The sequence below is a fragment of the Nocardia sp. NPDC023852 genome (genome assembly GCF_040639505.1).
Taxonomy (GTDB): domain Bacteria; phylum Actinomycetota; class Actinomycetes; order Mycobacteriales; family Mycobacteriaceae; genus Nocardia.
In genome coordinates, this window is sequence record NZ_JBFAAB010000031.1 from 1 (window position 1) to 23,839 (window position 23,839).

Sequence of the window (23,839 nt, forward strand, 5' to 3'; positions counted from 1 at the left end):
GCCGCCGAACCACTCACCACCACACCAGCAACAACCAAGGCCGAGACGGTTATCGGAGCAGAAATACGCATTCGGCCACACCATCCTCGACGTCGCGGGGAGCGGTTGTCCGGGACATCCCGGCCCGGGCCGCTCAGGACAACGCTGTCCAGGTTACCCACCGGTCAGATGATTGTTCGGTATTTTCGGTCAATCATCGGCGTCGGGCGGTGAAACCGGAACCGCGGACTGCTTTCGGCCGGAGGATTTCTTGCGAGCGGACTTTTCCGCGTGCGTCTCCTGGTCCCGAGATTCGGCGGCGTCGATCCGGTCCAAAATCTCCTTCATCTCTTCCAATTCACGGCGCAAGTAGTCACGCGTGGCCACTTCGCCGACCGCGAGGCGTAATGCCGCGAGTTCGCGGGCGAGAAACTCGGTGTCCGCCTTGGTCTGTGCGGCCCGCATCCGGTCCTCCTCCAGCGCGACCCGGTCGCGGTTGTCCTGCCGGTTCTGCGCGAGCAGGATCAGCGGCGCGGCGTAGGCGGCCTGGGTGGAGAACGCCAGATTCAACAGGATGAACGGATACGGGTCCCACCGCAGCGCGACCACGAAGACGTTGAGGGCGATCCAGACGATCACGACGATCGTCTGGATCGCCAGATAGCGCCCGGTGCCGAGGAACCGCGCCACCCGCTCGCTGCTGCGGGCCACTGCCTCGGCGTCCCAGTCCCATCGGAACCGGGTTTTCATGGGCGTCTCCAAGCGCTGGCGCGCGCTGCTGTAGCCGAGCCCCCGTGCCGGGTCCTTGTCACTCATGCCCAGGCACTCCATCGTGTATCTCTTCTTCGTCGCGCCAGTTGTCGGGTAGCAGGTGGTCGAGCACGTCGTCGACGCTGACCGCCCCCAGCAGGTGGTTCTCCTCGTCCACCACCGGCCCGCAGACCAGGTTGTAGGTCGCGAAGTAGCGCGTCACGGCGGCCAGCGGGACGTCGGGGTGCAGCGGCGCGAGGTCGGCGTCGAGGATGCCGCCGATCAGATGGGCAGGCGGTTCCCGAAGTAGCTGCTGGATGTGCACCGATCCGAGGTATCGGCCGGTCGGCGTCGCGGTGGGCGGACGGACTACGAAGACCATCGAGGCCAGCGCGGGAGTCAGATCGGGATTGCGCACCCGTGCCAGTGCCTCGGCCACCGTGGTGGCCGGTGTCAGGATGACCGGCTTCGGGGTCATCAGACCGCCCGCGCTGTAGGGCGAGTGCTCTAGCAACCTGCGGACCGGCTCGGATTCCTCCGGATCCATCAGAGCGAGCAGCGATTCGGCCTCGCCCTCGGGCAGCTCGCCGAGTAGGTCGGCGGCGTCGTCGGGGTCCATCGCCTCCAGCACGTCGGCCGCCCTGCGCACCTCCAGATGGCTGAGCAGTTCGACCTGCTCGTCATCGGGCAACTCCTGCACGACATCGGCGAGGCGTTCGTCGTCGAGCGCGACGGACACCTCGACGCGCCGCTTCTCCGGCAGCTCGCGCAGCAGATGTGCGACGTCGGCCGCACGCAACCCCTCGAACTGTTCCAGCAGCTGGGTGACCTCCTGTCCCGGCCTGCCGATTTCGTACGGGGTCAGGCCGGACACCATGGTCCAGTCGACCACGTGCACGGTGCGGCGGCGCCCCAGCCTGCGGTGGCCGCGCACCGCGACCCTGGTGACCAGCCAGTCTCTGGTACGAATCTGCTCGATGCCGAGATCGACCACGTGCACGTCCACGCCGTCCAGGTCCGGCAGATCCGGGTCGTGCACCCGCACCGTGGAATCCACGATCTGCGCCAGCGCGAGCATTTCGCCGGGGCGCTGGGTGAACCGGCGCAGGCTCACCGTTCCGGTGTTCAGCGTGACAACGCCGGGCTCGATCGCGGTGACCCGCAGGATCGGCACGAAAATGCGCCGCCGGGTGGGCAATTCGACGACGAGGCCGTGCACCCGGGGTTGTTGACGGTCATACCGGATGGCCACGACGACGTCGCGGATCCGGCCGATAGACTCGCCGTCCGGTCCCAACACCACCAGGCCGGCAAGCCTGGCGACGTACACCCTGGTAGCTGCCATGCTGCCAGGCTAGAGGTTCGCGGGCGGCCGCGCGCACCGCTGCGCTCGGCTTCGACGGCAAGTGGGTGCTGCATCCCGGCCGGATCGAGGCGGCGAACGAGATCTTCAGCCCGCGCCAGGCGGACTACGATCGCGCCGAGCTGATTCTGGACGCGTACGCCTTCCACACCTCGGTGGTGGGGGGTGCGCGGGGCGCGGTGATGCTCGGCGACGAGATGATCGATGAGGCGAGCGCCAAGATGGCGCAGGCGATCGCGCAGCAGGGCCGCGCCGCCGGAATGACGCGCACCACGTGATTCACACCACCGGAGCAGCGGTCGAAATAGCAGAATAGAGAGATGACGAATCCCATGGGGAACTCCAACCGTGCTCGGCAGGGCCTGCCGACGCCGCCCACCGGCTGGCCGGTCGGCTCCTACCCGACCTACGCCGAGGCGCAGAAAGCGGTGGATTACCTGGCCGACAACCAGTTCCCGGTGCAGGACGTGACCATCGTCGGCGTCGATCTGATGCAGGTGGAGCGGGTCCTCTACCGGCTGACTTGGGGCAAGGTCATCGGCGGCGGCGTGGTGTCGGGTGCCTGGCTCGGCCTGTTCCTCGGTCTTCTGCTGAGTCTGTTCACCACGAGTGGCGCGCTGGGTCCGCTGCTCGTCGGCCTGATCGGCGGCATCATCTTCGGCGTCATCTCGACCTCGATTCCGTACGCGGCGACCAGAGGACAGCGCGATTTCGCGTCCACCATGCAGTTGGTCGCGGGCCGCTACGACGTGTTGTGCGACCCGAAGTCGGCCGAGCAGGCGCGTGACCTGCTCGCTCGGTTGGCTATCTGACATATGGAAGTGACGGAGGCGGTCCGCACCGGGGTGCTGGGCCATTTCGGGGTGGACCAGGCGAGCATCGATTCGGCGTCGGTGACGTTTCTCGGCTTGGAACCGATCGAGATCTTGCGCATCGTCGAGGGCGATGTGGTGCACTACGTCACACTGGGTGGATCCCGGCATCCGATGGGCGATCCCACGGCGCTGCATGCGGATCCGGTGCGTGGGGCGCGAGCCGAACTGGTGTTGACCCTGCGGTCCGGAGTGGGCGCGAGCTCGGGGCTGGCCAAGTCGCTGGGTGTGCTCGCCGCCGCGCCCGCGGTGGAAGGCGTTGTGCTGCAGGCGGATGCGCTGATGGACCTGGGTGAGCCGATGTGGCGGAACGCGCCGTTCACCGCGGTCCTGCTCGGCGGCAGTGACATCCCCGACGTAGTCCTGCCCGAACCGGCCGAGCCGGTGCGGTACTTCGCGGTGACGCCGGTGACCGCTACCGAGGCGGCGTGGGTGCGGGTACGCGGCGCACAGGCACTGCGGGACGCGTGGCGGGAGGCGGGCATCGACGTGCGCGATCCGGAACGGGGCGCCGCGAGCCTGTGAGCCGGCGTCGAGCTACAGCCACTTGTTGCGGCGAAAGGTGACGAGCAGGCCCGTGCATATGGTGACGATGAGCAGCCACACCGCCGGATAACCCCAGACTTGGTGCAACTCCCACATGTGATCGAAGTTCATGCCGTAGATACCCGCGATCATCGTCGGCACGGCCGCGATCGCGACCCACGCCGAGATCTTGCGCATATCGGTGTTCTGTTGCACACCGATCTTGGCCAGCGCGGCGCTGATCAGCGCACTGAGCGCCTCATCGAAGTCGTTGATGCGCTCCGCGACGGTGGTGTGGCGCTCGGCGACGTCACGCAGATAGCGCCGCACCTCCTTGGACACCGGCAGCTCCGGTTTGTGGCTGAGCAGTTGCAACGGCGCGGCGAGCGGATTCACCGCGCGCCGCAGCTCCACGACCTCGCGCTTGAGCTGGTAGATCGATTCGACGGTGACCTGGCTGTGCGGGGTGAAGACTTCCTCTTCCATCGAATCGATGTCGTTCTCCACCGATTGGGCCACCTCGATGTAGGAGTCGACCACCCGATCGGCGATCGCGTGCAATACCGCGCCGGGACCGAGCGACAACTGGGCCGGGTCCTCCTCCAACGCCCTGCGCACCTCGGCGAGCCCCGAGTGCTCCCCGTGTCGTACCGCGACAACGAAGTCGGCGCCGGTGAACACGACGATCTCGCCGGTCTCCACGATCTCGCTGACGCTGTCCATGTCATGCTCGACGTAGCTCACGGTGCGCAACACCAGCAGCAGCAGGTCGTCGTAGCGCTCCAATTTCGGCCGCTGATGGGTCTTCACCGCGTTCTCCACGGCCAGATGGTGCAGTCCGAAGGCGGTGGCGATGTCGGCCATCTGCGTCCGATCCGGATCGTGCAGACCGACCCAGACATATCCGGTTCCCTTGCCGCGGACTTCTGCCAACGCCTCTTCGTGGCTGAACCGGCCGGGCAGCCGTTTGCCTTCCACGTACACCGCGCAGTCCACGATCGCACGCGCCGTCGGTACCGGAGGCACTCCCGGCGATGTCGGCGTACGGCCGTATCCGCGAAATGACAGTGGGGAAAAGGAGGGCACGGTGACGATGCTACGTCGCCTGCGTGTGTGGGCACGGATCCGCGAACTGTAAGACTGGGAACGTGCGCATCGACCTGCATACCCATTCGACGGCGTCCGACGGTACCGACACTCCGGCCGAATTGGTACGGAAGGCGGCCGCCGCCGGCTTGGACGTCGTCGCGATTACCGACCACGACACTACGGCCGGATGGGTGGAGGCAGTCGACGCGCTACCGAAGGGGATGACGCTGGTCCGCGGCATGGAAATGTCCTGCGTCGGGCTCGGCGCGGACGGCTGGCCGGTTCCCGTGCATTTGCTCGCCTACCTGTTCGATCCGGCCGATCGTTGTTTCGCCGACGAACGTGAGCGGTTGCGCGCCGAGCGGGTGGAGCGCCTGCGTGCCATGGCGGAGCGGATGGCGGCCGACGGATTGCCGATCGACCCCGATGCCGTGCTCGCCTCGGCCGGGCCGTCGGCGGGCCGTCCGCATCTGGCGCGCGCACTGGTGGCGGCGGGCGTGGTGCCGAGCGTGGACGCCGCGTTCACCGAGCTGCTCGCCCCACACGGTCGCTATTACGCGGAGAAGGCCGACACGCCCCTGCGTCGCGCGGTCGAGATGATCGCCACCGCCGGTGGAGTGAGCGTGCTCGCGCACACCAGGGCGCGCAAGCGGGGCAGGTTGCTAGCGCTCTCGGATATCCGCGAGCTGGCCACCCTGGGGCTGGGCGGTCTGGAGATCGATCATCCCGACCACTCGGCGGCCGATCGTGCGCTGCTGACCGACTTGGCCGCCGAACTCGGTCTGCTCACCACCGGTTCGTCGGACTACCACGGCGCGAACAAGACCATCCGGCTCGGTGAATTCACCACCGACGCCGCCCAATTCGAGAAGTTGGTCGGCAAGGCGACCGGGGTGCCGGTGATCGCCTCGTGAGAGTGGTGCGTGGGCTCAGCGGAATCGTTGCCGCCGGCACCTTCGTACTCATGCTCGTCGTTGTCGGCGCCTCGGTGATCGCGGACCGGCGCGGGTTCCCAGGACCCGGCGGGGAGTCGGTCGCCTGGCATGCCGTGATCGCCGCGATAGTCGTCGCGGCGCAGATGTATTCGGATAGGCGCCGGGGTTTCGCGGCCCTTTCCGGATCCGCACTTGTTTTCGTCATGGCAGGCGTATTGCTTTGGACACAATGGTGGAGCTGAGGTCGCGGTATTGGTTGCGGCCGGGTGAATCGTGGCCGAGCATTTCTCTGTATGAGTGAACTCGAGACGGACGTACTGGTTCTCGGTGGTGGCCCCGCCGGGGCCTGGGCGGCCGTCTCGGCCGCCGCCGCTGGGGCCGGTGTCGTCCTCGCCGACAAAGCGCGATGCGGCTCGAGTGGGCCGACGGCGTTCGGCACCACTTCGCTGTGGAACTGGATTGGAATTCGATCTCGGCGGTAGTGGTGTGGACCGGCTGCACGTCAGACAGGCCGCCGCACTGCTCGCGGTGGCGCGGTACACCGAATACAGCGCGCTGATGCGGACCGAGAGCCGCGGCGTGCACCGCTGCACCGACCATCCCGGTGCGGCCGAGAACTGGCGGGTGCGCCTGACGTGCGGTGGGATTCGCAGTGTGTGGGTGCGTCCGGATATCGCGGGAAGAGCGTCGGGAGCAGCGCGGGACATCGTCGCGTAAGCCGCCCAGATCTCACACCGGCTCGGCGCCGCATGGTGTGACAGCTCACTGGGCAAGTGGCCGTGCGGTGCGAGTTTCCGCGGACCCAGGGCAATTTTGAGGCCTTTACCGTGGGGTGATGGCGCGCGACACGGCCCAGGGCATACCAGGTTTGGCAACTTCCCTGTCAGGCTGGCAGAATGTGCGGATTCCTTACTTATGCCACCGCCGGGTAGGGGAGCTACGGAGATCTCCGCCTCGCGAGGCACCGTCGCGACTCGAGGATCACGCCGCATGTTCTGTCCGGACCACCCGTCCTTCTTGCTCCGCGCATCAGTGCCGTGACACGTCATCGAGATATCGGCGAGCCGTGTTCGTTTTGCTCGCAGCCGCCTCGAAACGTCCCGGTCAGCGCATTCGATGAGCGCAGTGAATCCACTTATACCTATTACCCGGTGGTAACCGTCCCCCGGTTTAGCCCGACCCGAGCAGGAGTGAAATCGTGTCACCTGTGACTGACGCACCGAATGCCACCGCAAACCTTTCCGAAATCACACACGACGAAATTTTCGCGGGTCATCTCGGCGGCAAACTTTCGGTCGAACTCAGCGCGCCCTTGGAGACCCAGCGCGACCTCTCGATCGCCTACACGCCGGGTGTCGCCCAGGTCAGCCGCGCGATCGCGCAGGAGGAGGCGCTGGCCAAGCGCTACACCTGGACGGATCGACTGGTGGTCGTGGTCAGCGACGGAACCGCCGTGCTCGGCCTCGGGGACATCGGCCCGCGCGCCTCGCTGCCGGTGATGGAGGGCAAGGCCGCGCTGTTCAAGAAGTTCGCCGGCCTGAACTCGATCCCGATCGTCCTGGACACCAAGGACGTCGACGAGATCGTCGAGACGCTGATCCGCCTGCGTCCGAGTTTCGGCGCAGTGAACCTGGAGGACATTTCCGCGCCGCGCTGCTTCGAGATCGAGAAGCGAGTCATCGAAGCGCTGGACTGCCCGGTCATGCACGACGACCAGCACGGCACCGCGATCGTGGTGCTCGCCGCCCTCAATGGTGCCGCCAAGGTGCAGGGCCGCGACATCCAGGGCCTGAAGGTCGTGGTGTCCGGTGCGGGCGCGGCGGGGGTCGCGTGCACGAACATCCTGCTTGCCGCAGGCGTCCTGGACGTCACCGTGCTGGACTCGAAGGGCATCGTCGGCAAGGACCGCGGTGACCTCAACGAGGTGAAGGCCGAGCTGGCCACCCGCACCAACCCGCGCGGGCTCACCGGAAGCGCCGCCGAAGCGTTGGCGGGCGCCGACGTGTTCCTCGGCCTGTCCGCCGGCCTGATCGCCGAGGAGCTCATCGCTTCGATGGCGCCGGAGTCGATCGTGTTCGCCATGTCCAACCCGGACCCGGAGATCCACCCCGAGGTGGCGCGCAAGTACGCCTCGATCGTGGCCACCGGCCGCAGCGACTTCCCGAATCAGATCAACAACGTGCTGGCGTTCCCCGGCGTTTTCAAGGGCGCGTTGGACGCGGGTGCTCGCCGGATCACCGAGGGCATGAAGATCGCCGCCGCCAACGCCATCCTCGGCGTCGTCGCCGACGAACTGGGCCCCGAGAAGATCGTCCCCAGCCCACTGGACCCCCGGGTCGCCCCGGCCGTCGCCGAGGCCGTCGCCGCAGCTGCCCATGCCGAGGGCGTCGCGGCTGCCCATGTCGAGGGCATTGCCTGACCGGCTTCTCCGCGTATCGACCGAGGCGCCCCGCTCGAATCGAGCGGGGCGCCTCGGTCGTTCGTATCGAATCCGATGTGTTGCGGCCTACGGGAGTCAGTCCGCAGCCTGCAACTCGACCGCGGGAGCGACGGCCAGACGAGGTGGCCGGCGCAAGCGGCCGGTCCCCGGTGCGCCGGCCCACACCGTGAAGGCGAGCAAGCCGTCGAGCAGCATCGCGAGCACCGCCACCAAGAGGGCGCCGACCAGAACGCGGTCGTAGCGGTAGAGACTGATGCCGTCGAAGATGTAGCGCCCGAGCCCGCCGAGGTTGACGTAGGCAGCGATGGTCGCGGTGGCGACCACCTGGAGGGTGGCGCCACGCAGACCGGTGAGCAGGATGGGCAGGGCGTTGGGCACTTCCACGCGGAACAGGATCTGGCGTTCGGTCATGCCCATGGCGCGCGAGGCGTCCACGACATCGTCCGGGACATTGGCGATCCCGGCGTAGGCGCCGGCCAGCAGCGGCGGTACGCCGACCGTGATAAGTGCCAGCAGGGGCGGGATAAGGCCGAGGCCGAGCAGCAGCACCAGGAAGGTCAGCAGACCGAGTGTCGGCAGGGCGCGCATGGCGTTGGCGAAGCCGACCAGCACCGCCGCTCCCCGCCTGGTGTGGCCGATGACCAAGCCGAGCGGGAGCGCGATCACCGCGGAGATGGCGATGGTCAGGAAGCTGTACCAGAGGTGCTGAGCGATCCTGCTGCCGATGCCCGCTGGGCCGTTCCAGTTCGCACCGTCGGTGAGGTAGTGCCAGGCGTCGAGGAAAAGATTCATGCGGCAGCGGCTTTCGCGTTCGAGGTCCTGGCATCGGCGCGCACCCACGGTGTCGACCAACGTCCGAGCGCATACACCACCCGATCGGCGATCAATGCGAGCGCCAGCGTCACGATGATGCCCGCGATGATCTCGTCCGGATAGTCGCGCTGATACCCCTGGGTGAACAGCTTGCCGAGCCCACCGACGCCGATCAGCGCGCCGACCGACACCATGGCGATGTTGGTGACCACCACCACCCGCAGGCTGGACACGAACACCGGGACGGCCAGTGGCATGTCGACGGTGAGTGTGCGCCGCAGCGAGCCGAAGCCGACCGCGTCGGCCGCGTCGAGCACGGTGGCGGGCACCGAATCCAGGGCGGCGGGGACGGCGATCACCAGCAGCGCCGTCGAGTAGATGGTGAGCGCGATGATCACGTTCAGCGGATCGATGGCCGAAATTCCCACCAGCGGGGGGATGATCACGAACAGCGCCAACGAGGGGATGGTGTAGGCCAGGCTCGCCACGGTCACCGTGACCCGCCGCAGCAACGACACGCGGCGCACCAGTGCGCCGACCGGAATCGCGATCACCAACCCCAGCAGCAGCGGCACCAGCGCGAGATACAGATGGGTTCCGGTGAAACCCATGATCTCCGAGAAGTTGTCGACGAGATACTTCATGCCGTCCTCCGGATCTCGGGCATCCGGCCGCCGCTCACCGCGCTTCCTGTTCGAAGAAGTGTCGGTTGCGTTCGGTGTCCTCGTCCGCGCGCTGGTTCGCCAACTGCCGCACCACCTCGGTGGCCAGTACGCCGCCGCGGACTGCCCCCGCATCGTCCACCGCGACCCCGATTCCGGATGGAGAGGAGATCGCGGCGTCCAGCGCTTGGCGCAGGTCGCCGGCTGGGGTGAACAGCGAGCCGCCCGCGGACATGCTGTCGGCGAGCGAACGTCCGGAGCGCAGCGCCTCGACGCCGGTCACGTCCACCCAGCCGATCGGCTTGCTGGTCGCGTCGACCACCAGCACCCAATCCCCGCGGTCCAGCCGTAGCGTACTCACCTCGTCGGCCACCGCCGTCCGGATCTCCTGCAGCGGCACGTCGTTGGCGATGCGGAAGGACAAGCCGCGATACCCGCGGTCGCGACCGACGAAATCGGCGACGAAATCGGTGGCGGGCTGGGCGAGCAGATGCCGCGGAGGGTCGTGTTGCTGTAACACTCCGCCGCGGCCGAACACCGCTACCCGGTCGCCGAGGGTGATCGCCTCGTCGATGTCGTGTGTGACGAACACGATGGTCTTGTGCAGTTCGGCTTGCAGTCTTTGCATTTCGACTTGCAATTCGGCACGCACCACCGGGTCGACCGCGCTGAACGGCTCGTCCATCAGCAGAACCGGCGGGTCGGCGGCCAGCGCGCGCGCCACGCCGACGCGTTGCTGCTGACCGCCGGACAGCTGCGCCGGATACCGCCCGGCCAGTGACCGGTCCAGACCGACCCGGTCCAGCACCTCGAGGGCCGTGGACCGGGCAGCGCGGCGCGAGTCGCCGCGCAGCACCGGAACGGTGGCCACGTTGTCGAGGACCGTGCGGTGCGGCAGCAGCCCGCCGCTTTGGATCACGTACCCGATGCCGAGGCGCAGCCGGACCGGATCGACCGTCGAAATATCTTGTCCGGCCACGGTGATCGTGCCTGAGCTGGGGGTGATCATCCGGTTGATCATCCGCATGGAGGTGGTCTTGCCGCAGCCGGACGGACCGACGAACACGGTGAACGAACCCGATTCGATGCGCAGATCGAGGTCGGTGACGGCATGCGTGCCATCCGGATAGGTCTTGCTGATACCGGAGAACTCGATATCGGACAACGCTGTTTCTCCTATCCGTTCGGCCTGTTCAGCCCCTGGGCAGCCACCCAGGCCACGGCCGCGGCCTTGGGCTCGGTCTTGCTGGGGCCCGAGACCGCGTCGTTCAGCTTGATCAGCTCGGCGGTGGTCAGCGCGGCCGACGCCGCATTCAGTGCGGCGAGCGCCTTGTCCGACTTCTTGGCCGCGTTGACCAGCGGGACGATGTTCTGCGCCGGGAAGTTGTGCTTCGGATCCGCCAAGACCACCAGGTCGTTCTGCACGATGGCGGGCGAGGTGGTGAAGATATTGGCGGCGGTCACCTGCCCGTCCACCAGTGCGCGCACCGTGGCGGGCCCGCCGCCGTCGGCGATCGGCACGAAGTTGTTCGCGGCGATGTCGAGGCCGTAGTTCTTCTTCAGGCCGGGCAGACCGACCGGGCGCTCCTGGAATTCGGCGGGCGCGCCGAACTTCACCTCGGCCGAATGCGCGGCCAGATCCGCGATAGTGCGCAGGTTCCAGCGCTGGGCGGTGGCGCGGGTGACGACGACCGCGTCGGAGTCCTCGCCAGGGGCAGGGGTGCCGATGGCCAGGTCGGAGCCGATCGCCTTGCCGAGCGCGCTGTCCACGTCGGCGGCGGTGGTCGCCGTCGCGTTCTCGTCCAGGTACTGGAGCAGGTTGCCGGTGTACTCGGGGATCACCGAGATGGCGCACTGCCGCAGCGCGGGGATATATGCCTCCCGGCTGCCGATGTTGAGCTTGGTGTCCACGGTGAATCCGTTCACCCGCAACACCTCCGCGTACACGTTGGCGATGGTCTCGGACTCCGGGAAGTTCGCTGAGCCGACGATCAGGCCTTCGCCTTCGCAGCTGCCCTTGGCCCCGAGCGGATCGGAATTGCCACAGGAGGACAGGATCATCGCGACGGCGAGGGCGGCGGCGGCAGCAAGGACGCGCGAGGCGCGCAACACGATGCGCAGCGCGGAGCGCCCGTGCCTGGCGGCATCGGTGGTGCGGGTGGATTTCACGGGAGTCCTTCCGGCATGGCGGGCGGTGCGCGGTCTGGAGGCCGTGCGTCCACCGGTACATTCAGGGTGTCCATACTGCCCGCTTCCGGGTGTTCCTGTTGGCTGAGTCGGTCCGTCGGAGAGTTGGTGTCGCCGTATGATGTTGGCCACGTCGGTACGGATGGTCGCGCAATTTCTGGTGGTCGCGGCCGTCGCGCTGGTCGTATCCTGCGGGAACGACGATTCGGGGCGGCTGATCACGGTCGGCGCAGGCGACTCGGTGGAGTCCGCCTTGCTCGCCGAAATCTATGCGGGCGCGCTGGCGCGCACAGGCGCGCGGACCGCGGTCGAATCGCGTCTGGGTGGTCGCTCGGATCACCTCGCCGCGCTCGACGCGGGGCGGGTCGATGTGGTGGGGGAGCACACCGGCGCGTTGCTCGCCCATCTCGACGAGCATGCGGCCGATCGCCTGCCCGCGAAGGTGGCGAGCGCGCTGAGTGCCGCGCTGCCCGAGGGACTACTGGTTTCCGATGTCGCAGACGGTGCCGATCTGCGGCCACGGGTGCTATTGACCGAGCAGGCCGCGGCGCGTGACAACGTGCGATCCGTCGACGATCTGGCACCGCGCTGCGGTGAGCTGACCGTCGGCGTGGCGTCCGCCCCCGGACTGCTGCCGCTGCCGGCCGGACTCGATCGGGTCACCGGATGCGACTTCGCGGCGACCGCGGCGTTTCCGGATTCGGCCGCGCTGCGAAGGGCATTGCTGGACGGGCAGATTCAAGTCGGTTTGCTGACCGGTCCACCCGAACTCGCTCCCGGCGCCACCGACGGGCTCGCCGCTCTGTCCGACGACGACTACGCACTGCGCGCCGAGAACGTGCTGCCGCTGTTCCGCAAGGGACTGCTCGACCAGCGGCAGATCAAGAAGCTGAATTATGTCGCGGGCGAGCTGCGGACGGAGGACCTGGCCGTCATGATCCGTCGGGTCCGGGACGATGGTGCCGCGCCGGGCGAGGTCGCACGCGCCTGGTTGGACGAGCACGCGTTGTAGGTCCCGGGTGTCCCCAGGCACATGATCCGCTTCTCTGGGGACCTTCGGATGGGCCGTCGAGCGGGCCGCTGGCGCACGACGGTCGCCAACCGTTGTGGCGACGAGCTCGAACTCACTACTCGGTCAATCGACCCATGGCAAACCCTGATAACAACGCGGCAACCTCCGGCAGTATTGCGTCATCGAATCGGGCCGATGGAGAATGGTTTCCCGGTGCACGATCGGGATCCGCGTCCGGCGGACAAGCGCCGAACAGTAGCATTGCACCGGGCACGGCATCCAGTACCAAGGAGAAGTCCTCCGATGCGTTGATCGGGTGCGGCGCTGTGGCATAACGCCGCTCTCCCAGTAGTTCTCGGACCACATCAGCGGTGAACTCGACCTCACCGGAGTCGTTGACTGTTGCCGAGAACTCTGGTTCGAACCGAATGTCGATATCGACATCATGCGCCATAGCCAGACCTTTGAGACAGCGGGTGAATATCTCTCGTAATCTGGGCTCTGAATCAGAGGAGAACGTGCGGACGGTCGCTTCGAATGATGCGACCTCTGGGATGATGTTGTGACGAGTACCCGCATGTAACGTGCCGACCGTAAGTATGACTGGATCGAATACGTTGAAATTCCGGGTAACCGCAGTCTGCAGCGCGCCGATCATCTCGGCAATCGCGGTGATCGGGTCCCTTGTCTTGTCCGGCATCGCACCGTGTCCACCCGGGCCGGAGACCGTAACCTCGAGCGTATAAGCAGCGGCCAGCACTACTCCGGGACGGCTGACCACCAGACCGTTGGGAGACTGGCTAGCCGAGACGTGAATAGCGTAGGCATGGTCGGCCCGTCGTCCCGCGGCATCGAGCACTCCTTCTCGGATCATTGTCTCGGCGCCGTTCCACCCTTCTTCGCCGGGTTGAAACATGAATACCACGTCGCCCGAGAGCCGGTTTCTCTGTGCGGCCAGTAGGTGCGCGGCGCCTACCAACGCGGTGGTATGCAGATCGTGGCCACAGGCGTGCATCGCGCCGTTCGTCGCAGCGAAGTCTTCACCGGACTGCTCGCGAATTGGTAGCGCATCCATGTCACCGCGCAAGAGGACTGTGCTTCGCTCACCATCAGACGGAGACTCGGCTGTTCCGCGAAGTACTGCCGTGATCGAGGTACTCTCGATCCCGGTCGATATTTCCACAGGAACGCCATCCAAAGCTTTGAGAACTTTCTCTCTGGTATTCGGTAAAGAGAGGCCGACCTCCGGGTCGCGGTGTATTTCTCGGCGTAGATGCCGAAGTTCGGGACCCATTTCACGAGCGTCGTCCAATAGGTTCACATGTATCTCCTGGTGTCCCTCTGCGCTATCTTGTGAGCGTTTCGTTACCAGGGATCTTTACACCCGAAGGTGGTCGAGTCCAGGGGCGATCCCAGGGTCGGCAGGTGAGCGGTAATTCGACGGGCCGGTCGAACTCGTGGGTGTGGTGTCGCGGCGCGGCGGTGATATCAGTGTGCCCGACCAGCCGGAGTAGGTCGATGGCGATGTCGCGGAGAGAGCCATCCCGTGCGGGAGTGGACCGGTGCGGATTCGCCAGCGGCCCTCATCGAAGGAAACCATGCGGACCCAGTGCGGCTGATCCTCGATCTTCCAATTCCCTGCAACTATTTGGCGACCTGGGCGGGGGTGTGTCGGCGACAATGCGGCTGGTGGCGGTGTAGACGGTTTCACGGATCCGTTTGCCGGGCTTGCGCCGCGGACGGGTGCGGGTCAGTCGCAGCACCTGTGCCGCACCAGGGACCCGATGCCCTCGGAGATGTCCGTCGCCGTCAGAGTGTGGGGTGTCCGCCGACCGTGACCGTGTTCGGCCGAGATCACCAGCAGCGAAATGCCCTTCCAGGACGAAGCTTTGACGCGCTGATGGACGTTGTGTCGATCAGACTTGATGCTGCGATGTAGTGGTCACCGCCGTCGGTGATCATCCGAGTGGTGTCGCGCTGGTAGTGCACGGAATCGGGGTGATCACCGCGCCGGTGATGTACAAACATGTCAAAAGCACCTTCAAACGACCTATTTCGCTGGTTTGCGCCGACGGAAATCTGTAGGAACGCGACCGGCATGCTGGCACAGCTCGGCTGTCGGATGCATCAGGTTCCGTGGTGTCACGTGTGCCGAGCATGGTCTTGCCGTCGAACCCGATCGTCCCTCTGTCGCCGGATAATGCTGGTGCGCAGCCACATCCACACATCACCCACCTTGTCGAGGGGGTCGCGGAACCTGGTGTAGCAGCCTGCGGATCGTCGCATCCGACGGCGTTCGGCCAGTCGGACGCAGCTGCACCATGACGCTCACAGGCGCGTCAGGAGCCCACTGGGTGATCGCGGCGAACGACCGCGCGCCGGTCGCGTCGCCGAGCACCAGGGCCGGCGCGGTGCCCGGCCCGATTGCGGATTCCACGCTGCTCGGGCGGATCGCCGAGCGTCTTCAATACTTCCAGCAACCACGCAGGAATCAGCGGTTCAGTGCGGGATCGTTGTCCGCCTCTCCTCGGGCATGGCCCGGCTCGGTATCGGCGAGGAGGTCGGGAGACGATGACAACGCAGGCACCGCAAGGACTTTCGGAACGGACCGGCACGGTAACCAAGATCGCTACCGCACGCGGCCGGCCCGGCCCGATAGGGTAGACCGAAATCGCAGGTAAAGCCCTTATTTCGCCACTCTGCCGCCATCCGGGCGCCTCCCAGGCCCGGGGCTGATCAAGTGCAGTCGAGCGACTGCTGGGTGTTCTCGTGGACGGCCGAAGCCGAGTCCCAGGTCCTGGCAAGTGGTTCAAAAAAGTAAAAGTTGTAGGGGGGCGACAGTCGCGATACCCTGTAGGCCCCCATCACGATAACGTGTGATATGTGAACGAAGCTGCCACGTAGCAACATTCACCTGGGGTGGTTTGCTAGGACGGAGGACAAGATCATGGATGCTGTGTCGGCTGAGGCTGTTGAGCGCACGGAGCTTCCCACGTGGGAGTACGGGTGGGGAGTGACCGACGGCCCCGGGGTACCGGAAGGATTGTTCGTCGAGGACTCGGTCAGCCACGACTGATCGGTCAGATCATAGCTACTTTGTCGAATAGGTGTTGCTAGTGGACACCTCGAGCGCGGAGGCGGGTCGTCGGGAGCGCGGGTGGATTTCTCTGCTGCGCGCTCCGGAGACCCGCCCGTTGCCACGCTGTTGGTGGTACGACGCCTCCACGTTGGTGATCGTCGATGCCGCCCTCGCCGAGGAGGTACTGCGCGCTCCTCGGGGCACCTACATTCTTCCGAGCAGGTTTTACGTCGACACGGCTGATGGCTCCGGCGGCGCGCGGACATCGACCGAGCTGCCGCCAGGCCGAGCGACCGTGCAATCGTGGATGACGCCGGCGTGGACGGGTGCCTCTGTGCGCAAGCTCGCCCCGGCGATGCTGGCCGCGGCCGATGAGGCCCTCGACGCTCATCCACCGGCGGCAACTGGTTGGCCTGCCCTGGAGGGCGCGCTGGAACTCAGCTCCCGGCTGGCAGCATTGCTCTGCCTGGGACCTGACGCCGATCTGGTGACTGGTCTGCACACCACCATGCGCGCGGCCGCTCCCGGTGTCGTGCGTGGCGTCGGCCAACCCGGTGACTCCGATGCGAAGGCCCGTTTTGCACAGGCCGCGGCCGAAATCGGGTCCCGCGTTCAGCGGGCCGTCGACCGGCGACGCGGCGGTGTCGACGTCGACAGTCCCGATCTGTTGTCGACTCTGCTGGCCGCCGCCCACAAACGTGGCCAAACCGATCTGCGCAGCGTGGTCTTCGCGGTGGCACATGCCCTGTGGCGAGTGGAGACCGGGCCCGGCCTCGTCACCGCGTGGATGCTGCACGAACTAGCAAAGCACCCTGACCATCAGAGTCGGCTCCGCCAGGAAGCCTTCGCTGTTCTCGGTAGGACCGGGACGCCCGAAGTGCTCAACCCGGCCGAGCTGATTTCCACCGGCCACGCCATGGACGAGACTCTGCGTCTCTACCCGACCGCATGGATCCAAGGGTGGGTCGCGTGCCAGGCGGTCGACATCGGCGACCAACACCTGGAGCCGGGGATGCAGGTTCGCATCGCCGTGTACCCCATCCAACGGGATCCTGCCAACTACCTCGACCCCGATGCTTTCCGGCCGGAGCGCTGGGCCGACCCGGACCTGGCTGGACCCGCTAATGCATTCCTGCCGTTCTCATTGGGCACCAGTTACTGCAAGGGAACTCATTGGGTACACGCGGTCGCCACCTTGTCCACCGCGGCTATCCTGCGCCGCTACCAACTGGCTCCCACTCCAGGCGCTGAGGTCATCGAGCAGTTCACCTCTCATCTGCAACCCGTCGGGCTGTTCCTGGATACCAACCAGTTACCGACCAACAATTAAGGGCTGCCATCCACATGCCCGTTACCGGCGGGCGTTGATTCCTCCGCTCGCTCTTCGTCGCCATCGCGGCATCATCATCGGTCCGCCTCGGACGGAAGGACGACATGGAAGATCTACGGGACTACATCGAGCAGCTCGAACGGCGACAGCAGCTGCTCCGGATCACCGCTGAGGTCGACTGGAACCAAGAGCTCGGTGCCATCACGCGGCTGGCTTGTGAACGACGGGCGCCTGCACCGCTTTTCGAGAATATCAAGGGATATCCGGGGCACCGCGTCCTCGGGGTGGCAATGGGGCCGGACTCGTCTTCATTGTTCGGTCGGGTGGCGACTGCACTCGAACATCCCATAGATACTCACCCGCTGGAGCTGATCGAGTCGATTCGGACGAAGCTGAGCAGGCCAGTCGAGCCGGTGGTCGTCGACCGCGGTTCCGCCCCCTGCAAGGAGACAATCCACCTGGGGGATGACGCCAACCTACTGAATCTGCCAGTGCCGTGGATCAAGTCGATCGACGGCGGACGCTATCTTGGGACGTCTTGCATCGTTGTGACCAAGGATCCGGACACCGGTTGGACGAACTGGGGCACATATCGGTGCATGCTGCACGACGAGCGCAGCTTCGGCATCCTGCTGCTGCCGAGCGAGCAACACGGCGGCGGGATTCTGGAAAGGTACAAGTCTGCCGGCAAGCCCATGCCCATCGCCGTTGTGATCGGCGCCGATCCGCACTCCAGCCTGGCAGCGATGACGCCATTCGAGAAAGGGGTGAGTGAGTCCGCTATGGCGGGCGCGCTGAAAGGATCCCCGGTTTCCCTCGTCGAGTGTGAAACAAGTGATCTTCTGGTCCCGGCGACCGCGGAGTTCGTCATCGAGGCGGAAGTGCATCCCGGCGATCTCGCCATGGAAGGACCGTTCGGCGAGTACACCGGTCACGCCGCGCACAGCGGTCTGAGTCCGGTCGCCAGAGTCTCGTGCATCACCCACCGAGCAAATCCGATCTTCACGATGGCTAATCCGAGCAAGCCGTACGACGACAACGGAACGCCGATGTCACTGATGGTCAGCGCCTTGATCAAGAGCCGGCTGGAAGCCGCCGGTGTGCCGGGTGCCTCCGTCTTCCTGCCGTCTCCACCGATTGTCACCGTAGTTTCAGCCAAGGCACGTCCTGGTCTCGCAAAGCGTGTCTTCGCCTCGGTGTTCTCGGGTTACCGGATGTTCTCCTCGGGTTTGGTCCTGGTGGACGAGGACGTCGACATCACTGACATGGACCAAGTTTGGTGGGCGATCGCGACCCGGTTGCACCCGGACCGTTTCGAAGTGGTCCGGAGGCTTCCCGTGACGAACCCGCTCTTGCCACACCTGACGCCAGAAGAGCGAAGCATGTGGGAGAACAGTGCGTGGATCATGGATGCCACCTTCCCCACCAACTGGACTTCGGAGTACCGGCACAAACACACCCGGGTAGTCGACTTCGCGGACGGCTGGACCGAAGACATTCAGCGACTCGTTCTCGATCGCTGGGCTGAATACGGTTACGGACAGCGGTGATGCGCGAGCAGCGACTGATCGTCGCGATGACCGGGGCAACGGGAGCCATCATCGGGATCCGCCTGCTCGAGGCGCTGCGGGCCCTCGAGGTCGAGGTGCATCTGGTACTCAGCGAGTGGGCGAAGCGCACGATCCGGATCGAGACCGACTACTCCGTACCAGATGTGTTGGCTCTCGCCCACCGGCACTACCAGCATTCGAACCAAGCAGCACCGATATCGAGCGGTTCGTTCCGAACCGACGGGATGATCATCGCTCCCTGCAGTATGAATACCCTGGCCGCGATCGCTCATGGTCTGTCGGAGAACTTGATCGCGCGGGCAGCCGACGTGACGATCAAGGAACGGCGGAGGCTCGTGATCGTGCCCCGGGAAACACCGCTCAGCTCCATCCATCTGCGAAACATGCTTTCCCTCAGTGATGCGGGAGCGTCGGTGGTGCCACCCGTTCCGGCCTTCTACAACCTCCCACAGTCGGTAGATGACCTTGTCATGCACATCGTCGCGCGGGTTCTCGACCAGTTCGGCATCGACAACGAGCTCACTTCTCGCTGGGGCGCACCGAACGGGGTGGCCAATGGGGGCCCTCGCCCCGTGGTGTCCGGGGTTGAGGAACCGGCGGACACCGGCCGATGATCAGCTCAGCCGACCTGGATCGTGACCGCGGGATAGCCGGTGGCGCCGTCGGGGACCACGTCGCGGCGCTCGGCGGTCTGGATTTCGCCGGTGCCGTCGGTGGCGCGGGCGCGGATGGTGTGCGGGCCCGCGGTGGCATCCCAGTCGAAGACCCACTGTCGCCAGGTGTCGACGGATTGTTCGCCGGCTAGGCGGGCCTGCTGCCACGCGCCGTTGTCGATCTGCACCTCCACGCCGCGGATGCCGCGATGCTGTGCCCAAGCGACACCGGCGATGGGGCTGCGGCCCGGCTCGATGCGACCGCGGACGCGCGGGGTGTCGATGCGGGTGCCGGTCTTGATCGGGCCGAGGGCCGACCAGCCGCGGCGGGTCCAGTAGGCGGTGGCGCGGTCGAAGCGGGTGACTTCCAGTTCGGTCACCCATTTGGTGGCCGAGACGTAGCCGTAGAGACCCGGGACGACCAGGCGGGCGGGGTAGCCGTGTCGCACCGGAAGTGGTTCTCCGTTCATGCCGACGGCAAGCAGAGCGTCGCGTCCGTCGGTGAGCACCGACAACGGAGTACCCGCAGTCCAGCCGTCGGTGCTGTGCGAGAGCACCATATCGGCGTCTGCGTGCGGTCCCGCCTCGGCGAGCAACCGGTCCAGACGGTAGCCGAGCCAGCGGGCGTTGCCGATCAGGTCGCCGCCGACCGGGTTCGACACACAGGCCAGGGTGACCAGACGTTCCTCCACCGGCCGATTGGCCAGATCCGCCCAGGTGAGCTCGAGTTCGCGGTCCACCATGCCGTGGATGCGCAGTGACCAGGAATCCTTGGACACCTGGGGCACGATCAGCGCGGTGTCGATCCGGTAGAAGTCATCGTTCGCGGTCAGGTATGGCGTCAGCCCGGGAACACGCAGATCCACGCCAGGCGCTAGAGGCTGCGCGGGAGCGCTCGGCTCCGGCAGCCGCACCGCGGCCCGTTCACCGGACACATCTCGCCGCCGGGCACCTAGGAGCCGCCCGCCGAACCCGGTCACCACGGCCGAACCGCCCGCCACCAGCAGACCCTGCAAAACCTGCCGACGCTCCGGGGCGGCGCCCCGGAGCGTCGGGCCGACCGCCGTCGCGGATGACGCGGACGGGACCGGCGCAGCGCCGACGGGCGTGGCTTCGTCGTTCAGCTTGCCGGATTCGCTTTCCCCGTCCTGTATTCCGCGTTCTCGCCGCTCGAACGTAGAAGACCTTTCGGCCTCGGACATCCTCTCGATCCGATGAGTCAGCACCCGCAGGGTATAGATACCGACGGCGACACCGACGACCGTCGGTAGCGCACCGGCGATGCTGGTGCGGGCCACCGCCGCGCTGGCGGCGATTACTCCGACGGCGGTGAGCAACAAAGAGCCCACGGCACGGGTCGGGCGTTCGACCGCTCCCGCCAGCCCGGCGACGACCAGGGCAACAACGCCCATGATCAGGTACAGCACTGACTTGTCGTTGGTCCCGAAGGTATCGATAGCCCACTCGCGTAGGCCGTCGGGCGAGTGATCGATCACGACGGAGCCGAGGGCGTCGAGCGGGGCGCTCCCGGCCCCCGAAAACGCCGCGAGCAGTTCGGCAACGCCGAGCGTCAGCCCCGCCGAGACGGTTCCGGCCACCACCCGCAGTCGCAGATCGGCCATGAGCTCGAGCCTACTGCCGGGCCTCGGCGATGTGTCCGGCTCCACCCAGCGCGGTCCCGAGGTCCGGAAAGGAGGAAGGCGCTGCCCGCGCAACATGCGGACAGCGCCTTGCTGGGTCAGCCGTAGAGGTTCGCCACGTCCTCAGCGTGTTGCTTCATGACGATCGCACGCTTGAGCGACATCTTCGGGGTGAGCTCGCCGGTCTCCTGGGTCCAGTCGATCGGCAGGATGCGGATCTTCTTGATCTGCTCGGCGTGCGAGACTTTCTTGTTCGTCTCGGCCACCGCGGCGTTGATCTCGGCGACCAAGTCTTGGTTCTCGATGAGTTTCTCGATGGGGGTGTCGGCGGGCAGGTTGTTGCGCTCCTTCCAGCCGGACAGCGACTCCGGGTCGAGGGTGATCAGCGCACCGATGAACGGCTGGCCGTCCCCGACCACCATCACCTGGCTGATCAGCGGGTGAGACCGCAGCGAGTCCTCGAGCAGTGCCGGGGAGACATTCTTGCCACCGGCGGTGACGATGATCTCCTTTTTGCGGCCGGTGATCGTAATGAAGCCGTCCGCATCGATCGCACCCAGGTCACCGGTCTTGAACCAGCCGTCCTCGAACGCTTCCTCGGTTGCCCCGGCATTGCCCCAGTAGCCATTGAACACCACCGGGCCGCGAAGCAGCAGCTCGCCGTCTTCGGCGATCTTGGCGGCGTGGCCCTCCAACGGGCGTCCGACCGTGCCGATCCGGTTGTAATCCGGAGTGTTCGCGGCGACGGCCGCGGTGGTCTCGGTGAGGCCGTAGCCCTCGAAGATGTTCAAGCCGGCGCCGCGGAAGAAATGGCCGAGGCGCGCGCCGAGCGGGCCCCCGCCGGACATAGTCGCCTCGCACTGGCCGCCGAGCACGGCCCGCAGCTTGCTGTAGACCAGCTTGTCGAACAGCGCGTGCTTCAGCCTGAGCACGAGACCGGGGCCGCCGTTGTCGATCGACTCGCTCCACGCGATGGCGGTGTCCGCGGCGGCGTCGAAGATCTTGCCCTTGCCGCCGTCGTGCGCCTTCTGCCTGGCGCTGTTGAACACCTTCTCGAAGACGCGCGGCACCGAGACGATGAAGTGCGGCCGGTAACTGCCGAACTGCTCGACCAGTGTGGACCAGTCGGCGGTGTGCGCGACGATCACCTTGGCGTCGAACGCGGCCAACGCCAGGCCGCGCGCGAAGACGTGCGCCAGCGGGAGGAACGCGAGGGTCTTCTTACCCTCGGCGATGTACTTGCCCAGCGCGATCCGGCCGGCTACGGACTCGGCGTAGAGGTTGGCGTGCGAGAGCATGACGCCCTTGGGCCTGCCGGTGGTGCCGGAGGTATAGATCAGGGTGGCCGGCGACGCGGCGTTGACCTGAGCGCGGCGATCGTGCACCGCTTGGTCGTCCAGCTCGGCGCCTCGCTTGGTCAGGTCGTCGAGCGCGCCCTTGTCGATCTGCATGATCTCCTGCAGGTCGGGAAGCGACCCGGGTTCGATCTCGTCGATGACCTTGCGGTGCTTGTCGTTGTCCAGGACGAGCAACTTGGTCGCGGAGTCCTGCAGGATCCACTTGGCCTGCTCGGCAGCGGAGCTGTCGTAGATAGCGACAGTGCATCCGCCCGCGGCCCAGATGGCGAAGTCGAGCACGGCCCACTCGTACCGGGTCGGGGCCATGATGGCGACGCGCTCGCCGAGTTCGACGCCGGAGGCGATCAGGCCCTTCGCCACGCCGGTAACGGTTTTCGCGAATTCCGCGGCCGTCACGTCCCGCCAGCCGCCACTGCCGTTCGGTACGTTGAACAGCACCGCGTTCGGTGTCTGTTCGCCGAAGCGGAAGACATTATCGGAATTGTTCGCGTCGTCCGGAATGGTGAATGAAGCCGGGACTTCGAACTCTCGCATCAGTGCCCTTCCACGTGTGTTTACTCGTCAGTAATCTACGACACCCGTGCCGGGGCCGTGGTGACAACCACCGAAAATGGATCCGTACCCGATAGTGGAGAATGGATACGCTCCATATTCATCCTAGGTCGCGCAGGTCCGCTGGCTGGATCGCTTCGCGAAGGAACTCGGCGAGTTCGCGCAACGCGGCGGCAGCGGGCGCCACCAGCGCTGCCTGTAACTGCGCGACGTGCCAGAGGCCCGCGCTCTCGGTGAAGCGGACCTGTACGCCCGCGGCCCGCAGTGCGGCGACCAGGTCGACGCACTGCCCGTGCAGCAGCTCGCTGACGTCGACCTGCACATAGGTCGGCGGCAGGCCGCGCAGCTCACCGGTCAGCGGGGCGTAGCCGGGATCGGTCGCGTCCCCGGCACCCAGATACGCGGCCGCGCACGCGCGCGACCACGGTTTGTTGATCACCAGATCACGCTCGCGGTCGGGGATCAGGTTGGGGTCTCCCCACGGCGCGATCAGGCCGAGCGCGGCGGGAGTGTGCCCGTGCCGCGCGATCAGACGCTGCGCCAACGCCAGCGAGAGTCCGCCGCCCGCGGAGTCACCGGAAACGGTGATCTGATCTGGGCGGTAGCCCGCGCTCGACACCAGCTCGAGGAATGCCGCCTCGGCGTCGTCCAGCGCGGCGGGGAACGGGTACTCCGGCGCCAGCCGGTAGTCGAGGACGTAGACCGGGCAGCCGGTGTCGCGCGCGAGCCGGGCTGCCAGCGAACGGTGCGTCGCGAGGGAACCGACCACGTACCCGCCGCCGTGCAGGTAGAGCACGGCGCCCCGCGAGGAAAAGTCTCCGCCGGTGATCCGCTCCGCCGGCCTGCCGCCGAGACGCAGCGTTCGCACGACGCTGCCCTCGGGCACCGGCTGCGCCCGCGAGCTCACGTCGAGCAGAAGGCGTTGCATCGGAAACGACAACCCCTTGTTGAGCGTGACCCGAAAGATCGGATTCAGCACTGCCCGCGCCACGGGCAGCGGAAGGTTGATGTCCCGCATTGTTGTTCCTC

22 protein-coding genes and 2 pseudogenes are annotated in these 23,839 nt (G+C 66.4%); 13 read left to right on the forward strand and 11 right to left on the reverse strand.

Annotated elements, in window-relative coordinates; translation table 11 throughout:
* Positions 1-189: 189 nt before the first annotated feature.
* Together AB0H00_RS28050 and AB0H00_RS28055 are read right to left on the reverse strand one after the other, a co-directional pair.
* Positions 190-795, reverse strand: a complete 606-nt coding sequence (locus tag AB0H00_RS28050) for a DUF1003 domain-containing protein (RefSeq protein ID WP_357272121.1) — start codon at positions 793-795, stop codon at positions 190-192.
* A complete protein-coding gene (locus tag AB0H00_RS28055; RefSeq protein ID WP_357272123.1) occupies positions 788-2,074 on the reverse strand; it encodes a CBS domain-containing protein in 1,287 nt (428 codons plus the stop codon). The genes AB0H00_RS28050 and AB0H00_RS28055 overlap by 8 nt, the downstream gene beginning before the upstream one ends.
* A gap of 20 nt (positions 2,075-2,094) precedes the next feature.
* Here AB0H00_RS28055 and AB0H00_RS28060 point away from each other — a divergent pair.
* The 3 genes and pseudogenes from AB0H00_RS28060 to AB0H00_RS28070 form a co-directional block, all read left to right on the forward strand.
* Positions 2,095-2,370: pseudogene (locus AB0H00_RS28060) on the forward strand (CoA ester lyase); the annotation flags it as partial.
* A 42-nt stretch (positions 2,371-2,412) separates the two neighbouring features.
* On the forward strand, positions 2,413-2,904 hold the full coding sequence (locus AB0H00_RS28065; RefSeq protein ID WP_357272125.1) for a general stress protein: 492 nt from the start codon (positions 2,413-2,415) through the stop codon (positions 2,902-2,904).
* A 3-nt stretch (positions 2,905-2,907) separates the two neighbouring features.
* The gene (locus tag AB0H00_RS28070) at positions 2,908-3,489 is read left to right on the forward strand and encodes a suppressor of fused domain protein (protein WP_357272126.1); all 582 of its coding nucleotides are present in this window, start codon (positions 2,908-2,910) and stop codon (positions 3,487-3,489) included.
* Between the two features lie 12 nt (positions 3,490-3,501).
* On the opposite strand, the gene AB0H00_RS28075 is transcribed toward AB0H00_RS28070, so the two are convergent.
* Positions 3,502-4,557, reverse strand: a complete 1,056-nt coding sequence (locus tag AB0H00_RS28075) for a magnesium and cobalt transport protein CorA (protein WP_357272207.1) — start codon at positions 4,555-4,557, stop codon at positions 3,502-3,504.
* An 80-nt stretch (positions 4,558-4,637) separates the two neighbouring features.
* On the opposite strand from AB0H00_RS28075, the gene AB0H00_RS28080 reads away from it, so the two are divergent.
* The 5 genes and pseudogenes from AB0H00_RS28080 (at position 4,638) to AB0H00_RS28100 (ending at position 7,932) form a co-directional block, all read left to right on the forward strand.
* A complete protein-coding gene (locus AB0H00_RS28080; RefSeq protein ID WP_357272128.1) occupies positions 4,638-5,492 on the forward strand; it encodes a PHP domain-containing protein in 855 nt (284 codons plus the stop codon).
* Positions 5,489-5,755, forward strand: coding sequence for a hypothetical protein (locus AB0H00_RS28085; RefSeq protein WP_357272130.1), 267 nt, complete (start codon positions 5,489-5,491; stop codon positions 5,753-5,755). Before AB0H00_RS28080 ends, AB0H00_RS28085 begins: the two co-directional genes overlap by 4 nt.
* 51 nt (positions 5,756-5,806) lie before the next feature.
* A pseudogene (locus tag AB0H00_RS28090) lies at positions 5,807-5,944 on the forward strand (NAD(P)/FAD-dependent oxidoreductase); the annotation flags it as partial.
* A gap of 28 nt (positions 5,945-5,972) precedes the next feature.
* Positions 5,973-6,230, forward strand: coding sequence for a hypothetical protein (locus AB0H00_RS28095; RefSeq protein ID WP_357272133.1), 258 nt, complete (start codon positions 5,973-5,975; stop codon positions 6,228-6,230).
* 490 nt (positions 6,231-6,720) lie between these two features.
* Positions 6,721-7,932: an NADP-dependent malic enzyme gene (locus tag AB0H00_RS28100; protein ID WP_357272209.1), complete on the forward strand. Its 1,212-nt coding sequence runs from the start codon at positions 6,721-6,723 to the stop codon at positions 7,930-7,932.
* A gap of 96 nt (positions 7,933-8,028) precedes the next feature.
* Here the strand turns inward: AB0H00_RS28100 and AB0H00_RS28105 are convergent, their stop codons facing one another.
* From AB0H00_RS28105 to AB0H00_RS28120, 4 genes are read right to left on the reverse strand one after another with little or no spacing between them, the layout of a single operon-like run.
* Positions 8,029-8,745 carry an ABC transporter permease gene (locus tag AB0H00_RS28105; RefSeq protein ID WP_357272135.1) on the reverse strand — a complete coding sequence of 239 codons (717 nt, stop codon included), beginning with the start codon at positions 8,743-8,745 and terminating at the stop codon, positions 8,029-8,031.
* Positions 8,742-9,410, reverse strand: coding sequence for an ABC transporter permease (locus AB0H00_RS28110; protein ID WP_357272136.1), 669 nt, complete (start codon positions 9,408-9,410; stop codon positions 8,742-8,744). Before AB0H00_RS28110 ends, AB0H00_RS28105 begins: the two co-directional genes overlap by 4 nt.
* Before the next feature lie 34 nt (positions 9,411-9,444).
* The gene (locus AB0H00_RS28115; RefSeq protein ID WP_357272138.1) at positions 9,445-10,593 is read right to left on the reverse strand and encodes an ATP-binding cassette domain-containing protein; all 1,149 of its coding nucleotides are present in this window, start codon (positions 10,591-10,593) and stop codon (positions 9,445-9,447) included.
* Between the two features lie 11 nt (positions 10,594-10,604).
* Positions 10,605-11,489, reverse strand: coding sequence for an ABC transporter substrate-binding protein (locus tag AB0H00_RS28120; RefSeq protein ID WP_357272211.1), 885 nt, complete (start codon positions 11,487-11,489; stop codon positions 10,605-10,607).
* Between the two features lie 244 nt (positions 11,490-11,733).
* Here AB0H00_RS28120 and AB0H00_RS28125 point away from each other — a divergent pair, with 244 nt between their 5' ends.
* Positions 11,734-12,627 (forward strand): glycine betaine ABC transporter substrate-binding protein, encoded by an 894-nt coding sequence (locus AB0H00_RS28125; RefSeq protein ID WP_357272140.1) that lies wholly within the window; start codon positions 11,734-11,736, stop codon positions 12,625-12,627.
* A 115-nt stretch (positions 12,628-12,742) separates the two neighbouring features.
* Here AB0H00_RS28125 and AB0H00_RS28130 read toward each other — a convergent pair whose 3' ends face one another.
* Positions 12,743-13,948: a M20 family metallopeptidase gene (locus AB0H00_RS28130; RefSeq protein WP_357272142.1), complete on the reverse strand. Its 1,206-nt coding sequence runs from the start codon at positions 13,946-13,948 to the stop codon at positions 12,743-12,745.
* A gap of 1,626 nt (positions 13,949-15,574) precedes the next feature.
* Here AB0H00_RS28130 and AB0H00_RS28135 point away from each other — a divergent pair.
* The 4 genes from AB0H00_RS28135 (at position 15,575) to AB0H00_RS28150 (ending at position 19,221) form a co-directional block, all read left to right on the forward strand.
* Positions 15,575-15,703, forward strand: a complete 129-nt coding sequence (locus AB0H00_RS28135; protein WP_357272144.1) for a hypothetical protein — start codon at positions 15,575-15,577, stop codon at positions 15,701-15,703.
* A gap of 40 nt (positions 15,704-15,743) precedes the next feature.
* On the forward strand, positions 15,744-17,036 hold the full coding sequence (locus AB0H00_RS28140; RefSeq protein ID WP_357272146.1) for a cytochrome P450: 1,293 nt from the start codon (positions 15,744-15,746) through the stop codon (positions 17,034-17,036).
* Positions 17,037-17,140: 104 nt separating this feature from the next.
* Positions 17,141-18,586: a UbiD family decarboxylase gene (locus tag AB0H00_RS28145; protein WP_357272148.1), complete on the forward strand. Its 1,446-nt coding sequence runs from the start codon at positions 17,141-17,143 to the stop codon at positions 18,584-18,586.
* On the forward strand, positions 18,586-19,221 hold the full coding sequence (locus tag AB0H00_RS28150; RefSeq protein ID WP_357272150.1) for a UbiX family flavin prenyltransferase: 636 nt from the start codon (positions 18,586-18,588) through the stop codon (positions 19,219-19,221). Before AB0H00_RS28145 ends, AB0H00_RS28150 begins: the two co-directional genes overlap by 1 nt.
* Before the next feature lie 5 nt (positions 19,222-19,226).
* Here AB0H00_RS28150 and AB0H00_RS28155 read toward each other — a convergent pair whose 3' ends face one another.
* The 3 genes from AB0H00_RS28155 to AB0H00_RS28165 form a co-directional block, all read right to left on the reverse strand.
* Positions 19,227-20,882, reverse strand: coding sequence for a molybdopterin-dependent oxidoreductase (locus AB0H00_RS28155; RefSeq protein WP_357272153.1), 1,656 nt, complete (start codon positions 20,880-20,882; stop codon positions 19,227-19,229).
* 116 nt (positions 20,883-20,998) lie between these two features.
* On the reverse strand, positions 20,999-22,792 hold the full coding sequence (locus AB0H00_RS28160; protein ID WP_357272154.1) for a long-chain fatty acid--CoA ligase: 1,794 nt from the start codon (positions 22,790-22,792) through the stop codon (positions 20,999-21,001).
* 118 nt (positions 22,793-22,910) lie between these two features.
* The gene (locus tag AB0H00_RS28165; RefSeq protein WP_357272156.1) at positions 22,911-23,828 is read right to left on the reverse strand and encodes an alpha/beta hydrolase; all 918 of its coding nucleotides are present in this window, start codon (positions 23,826-23,828) and stop codon (positions 22,911-22,913) included.
* Between the last annotated feature and the right edge of the window lie 11 nt (positions 23,829-23,839).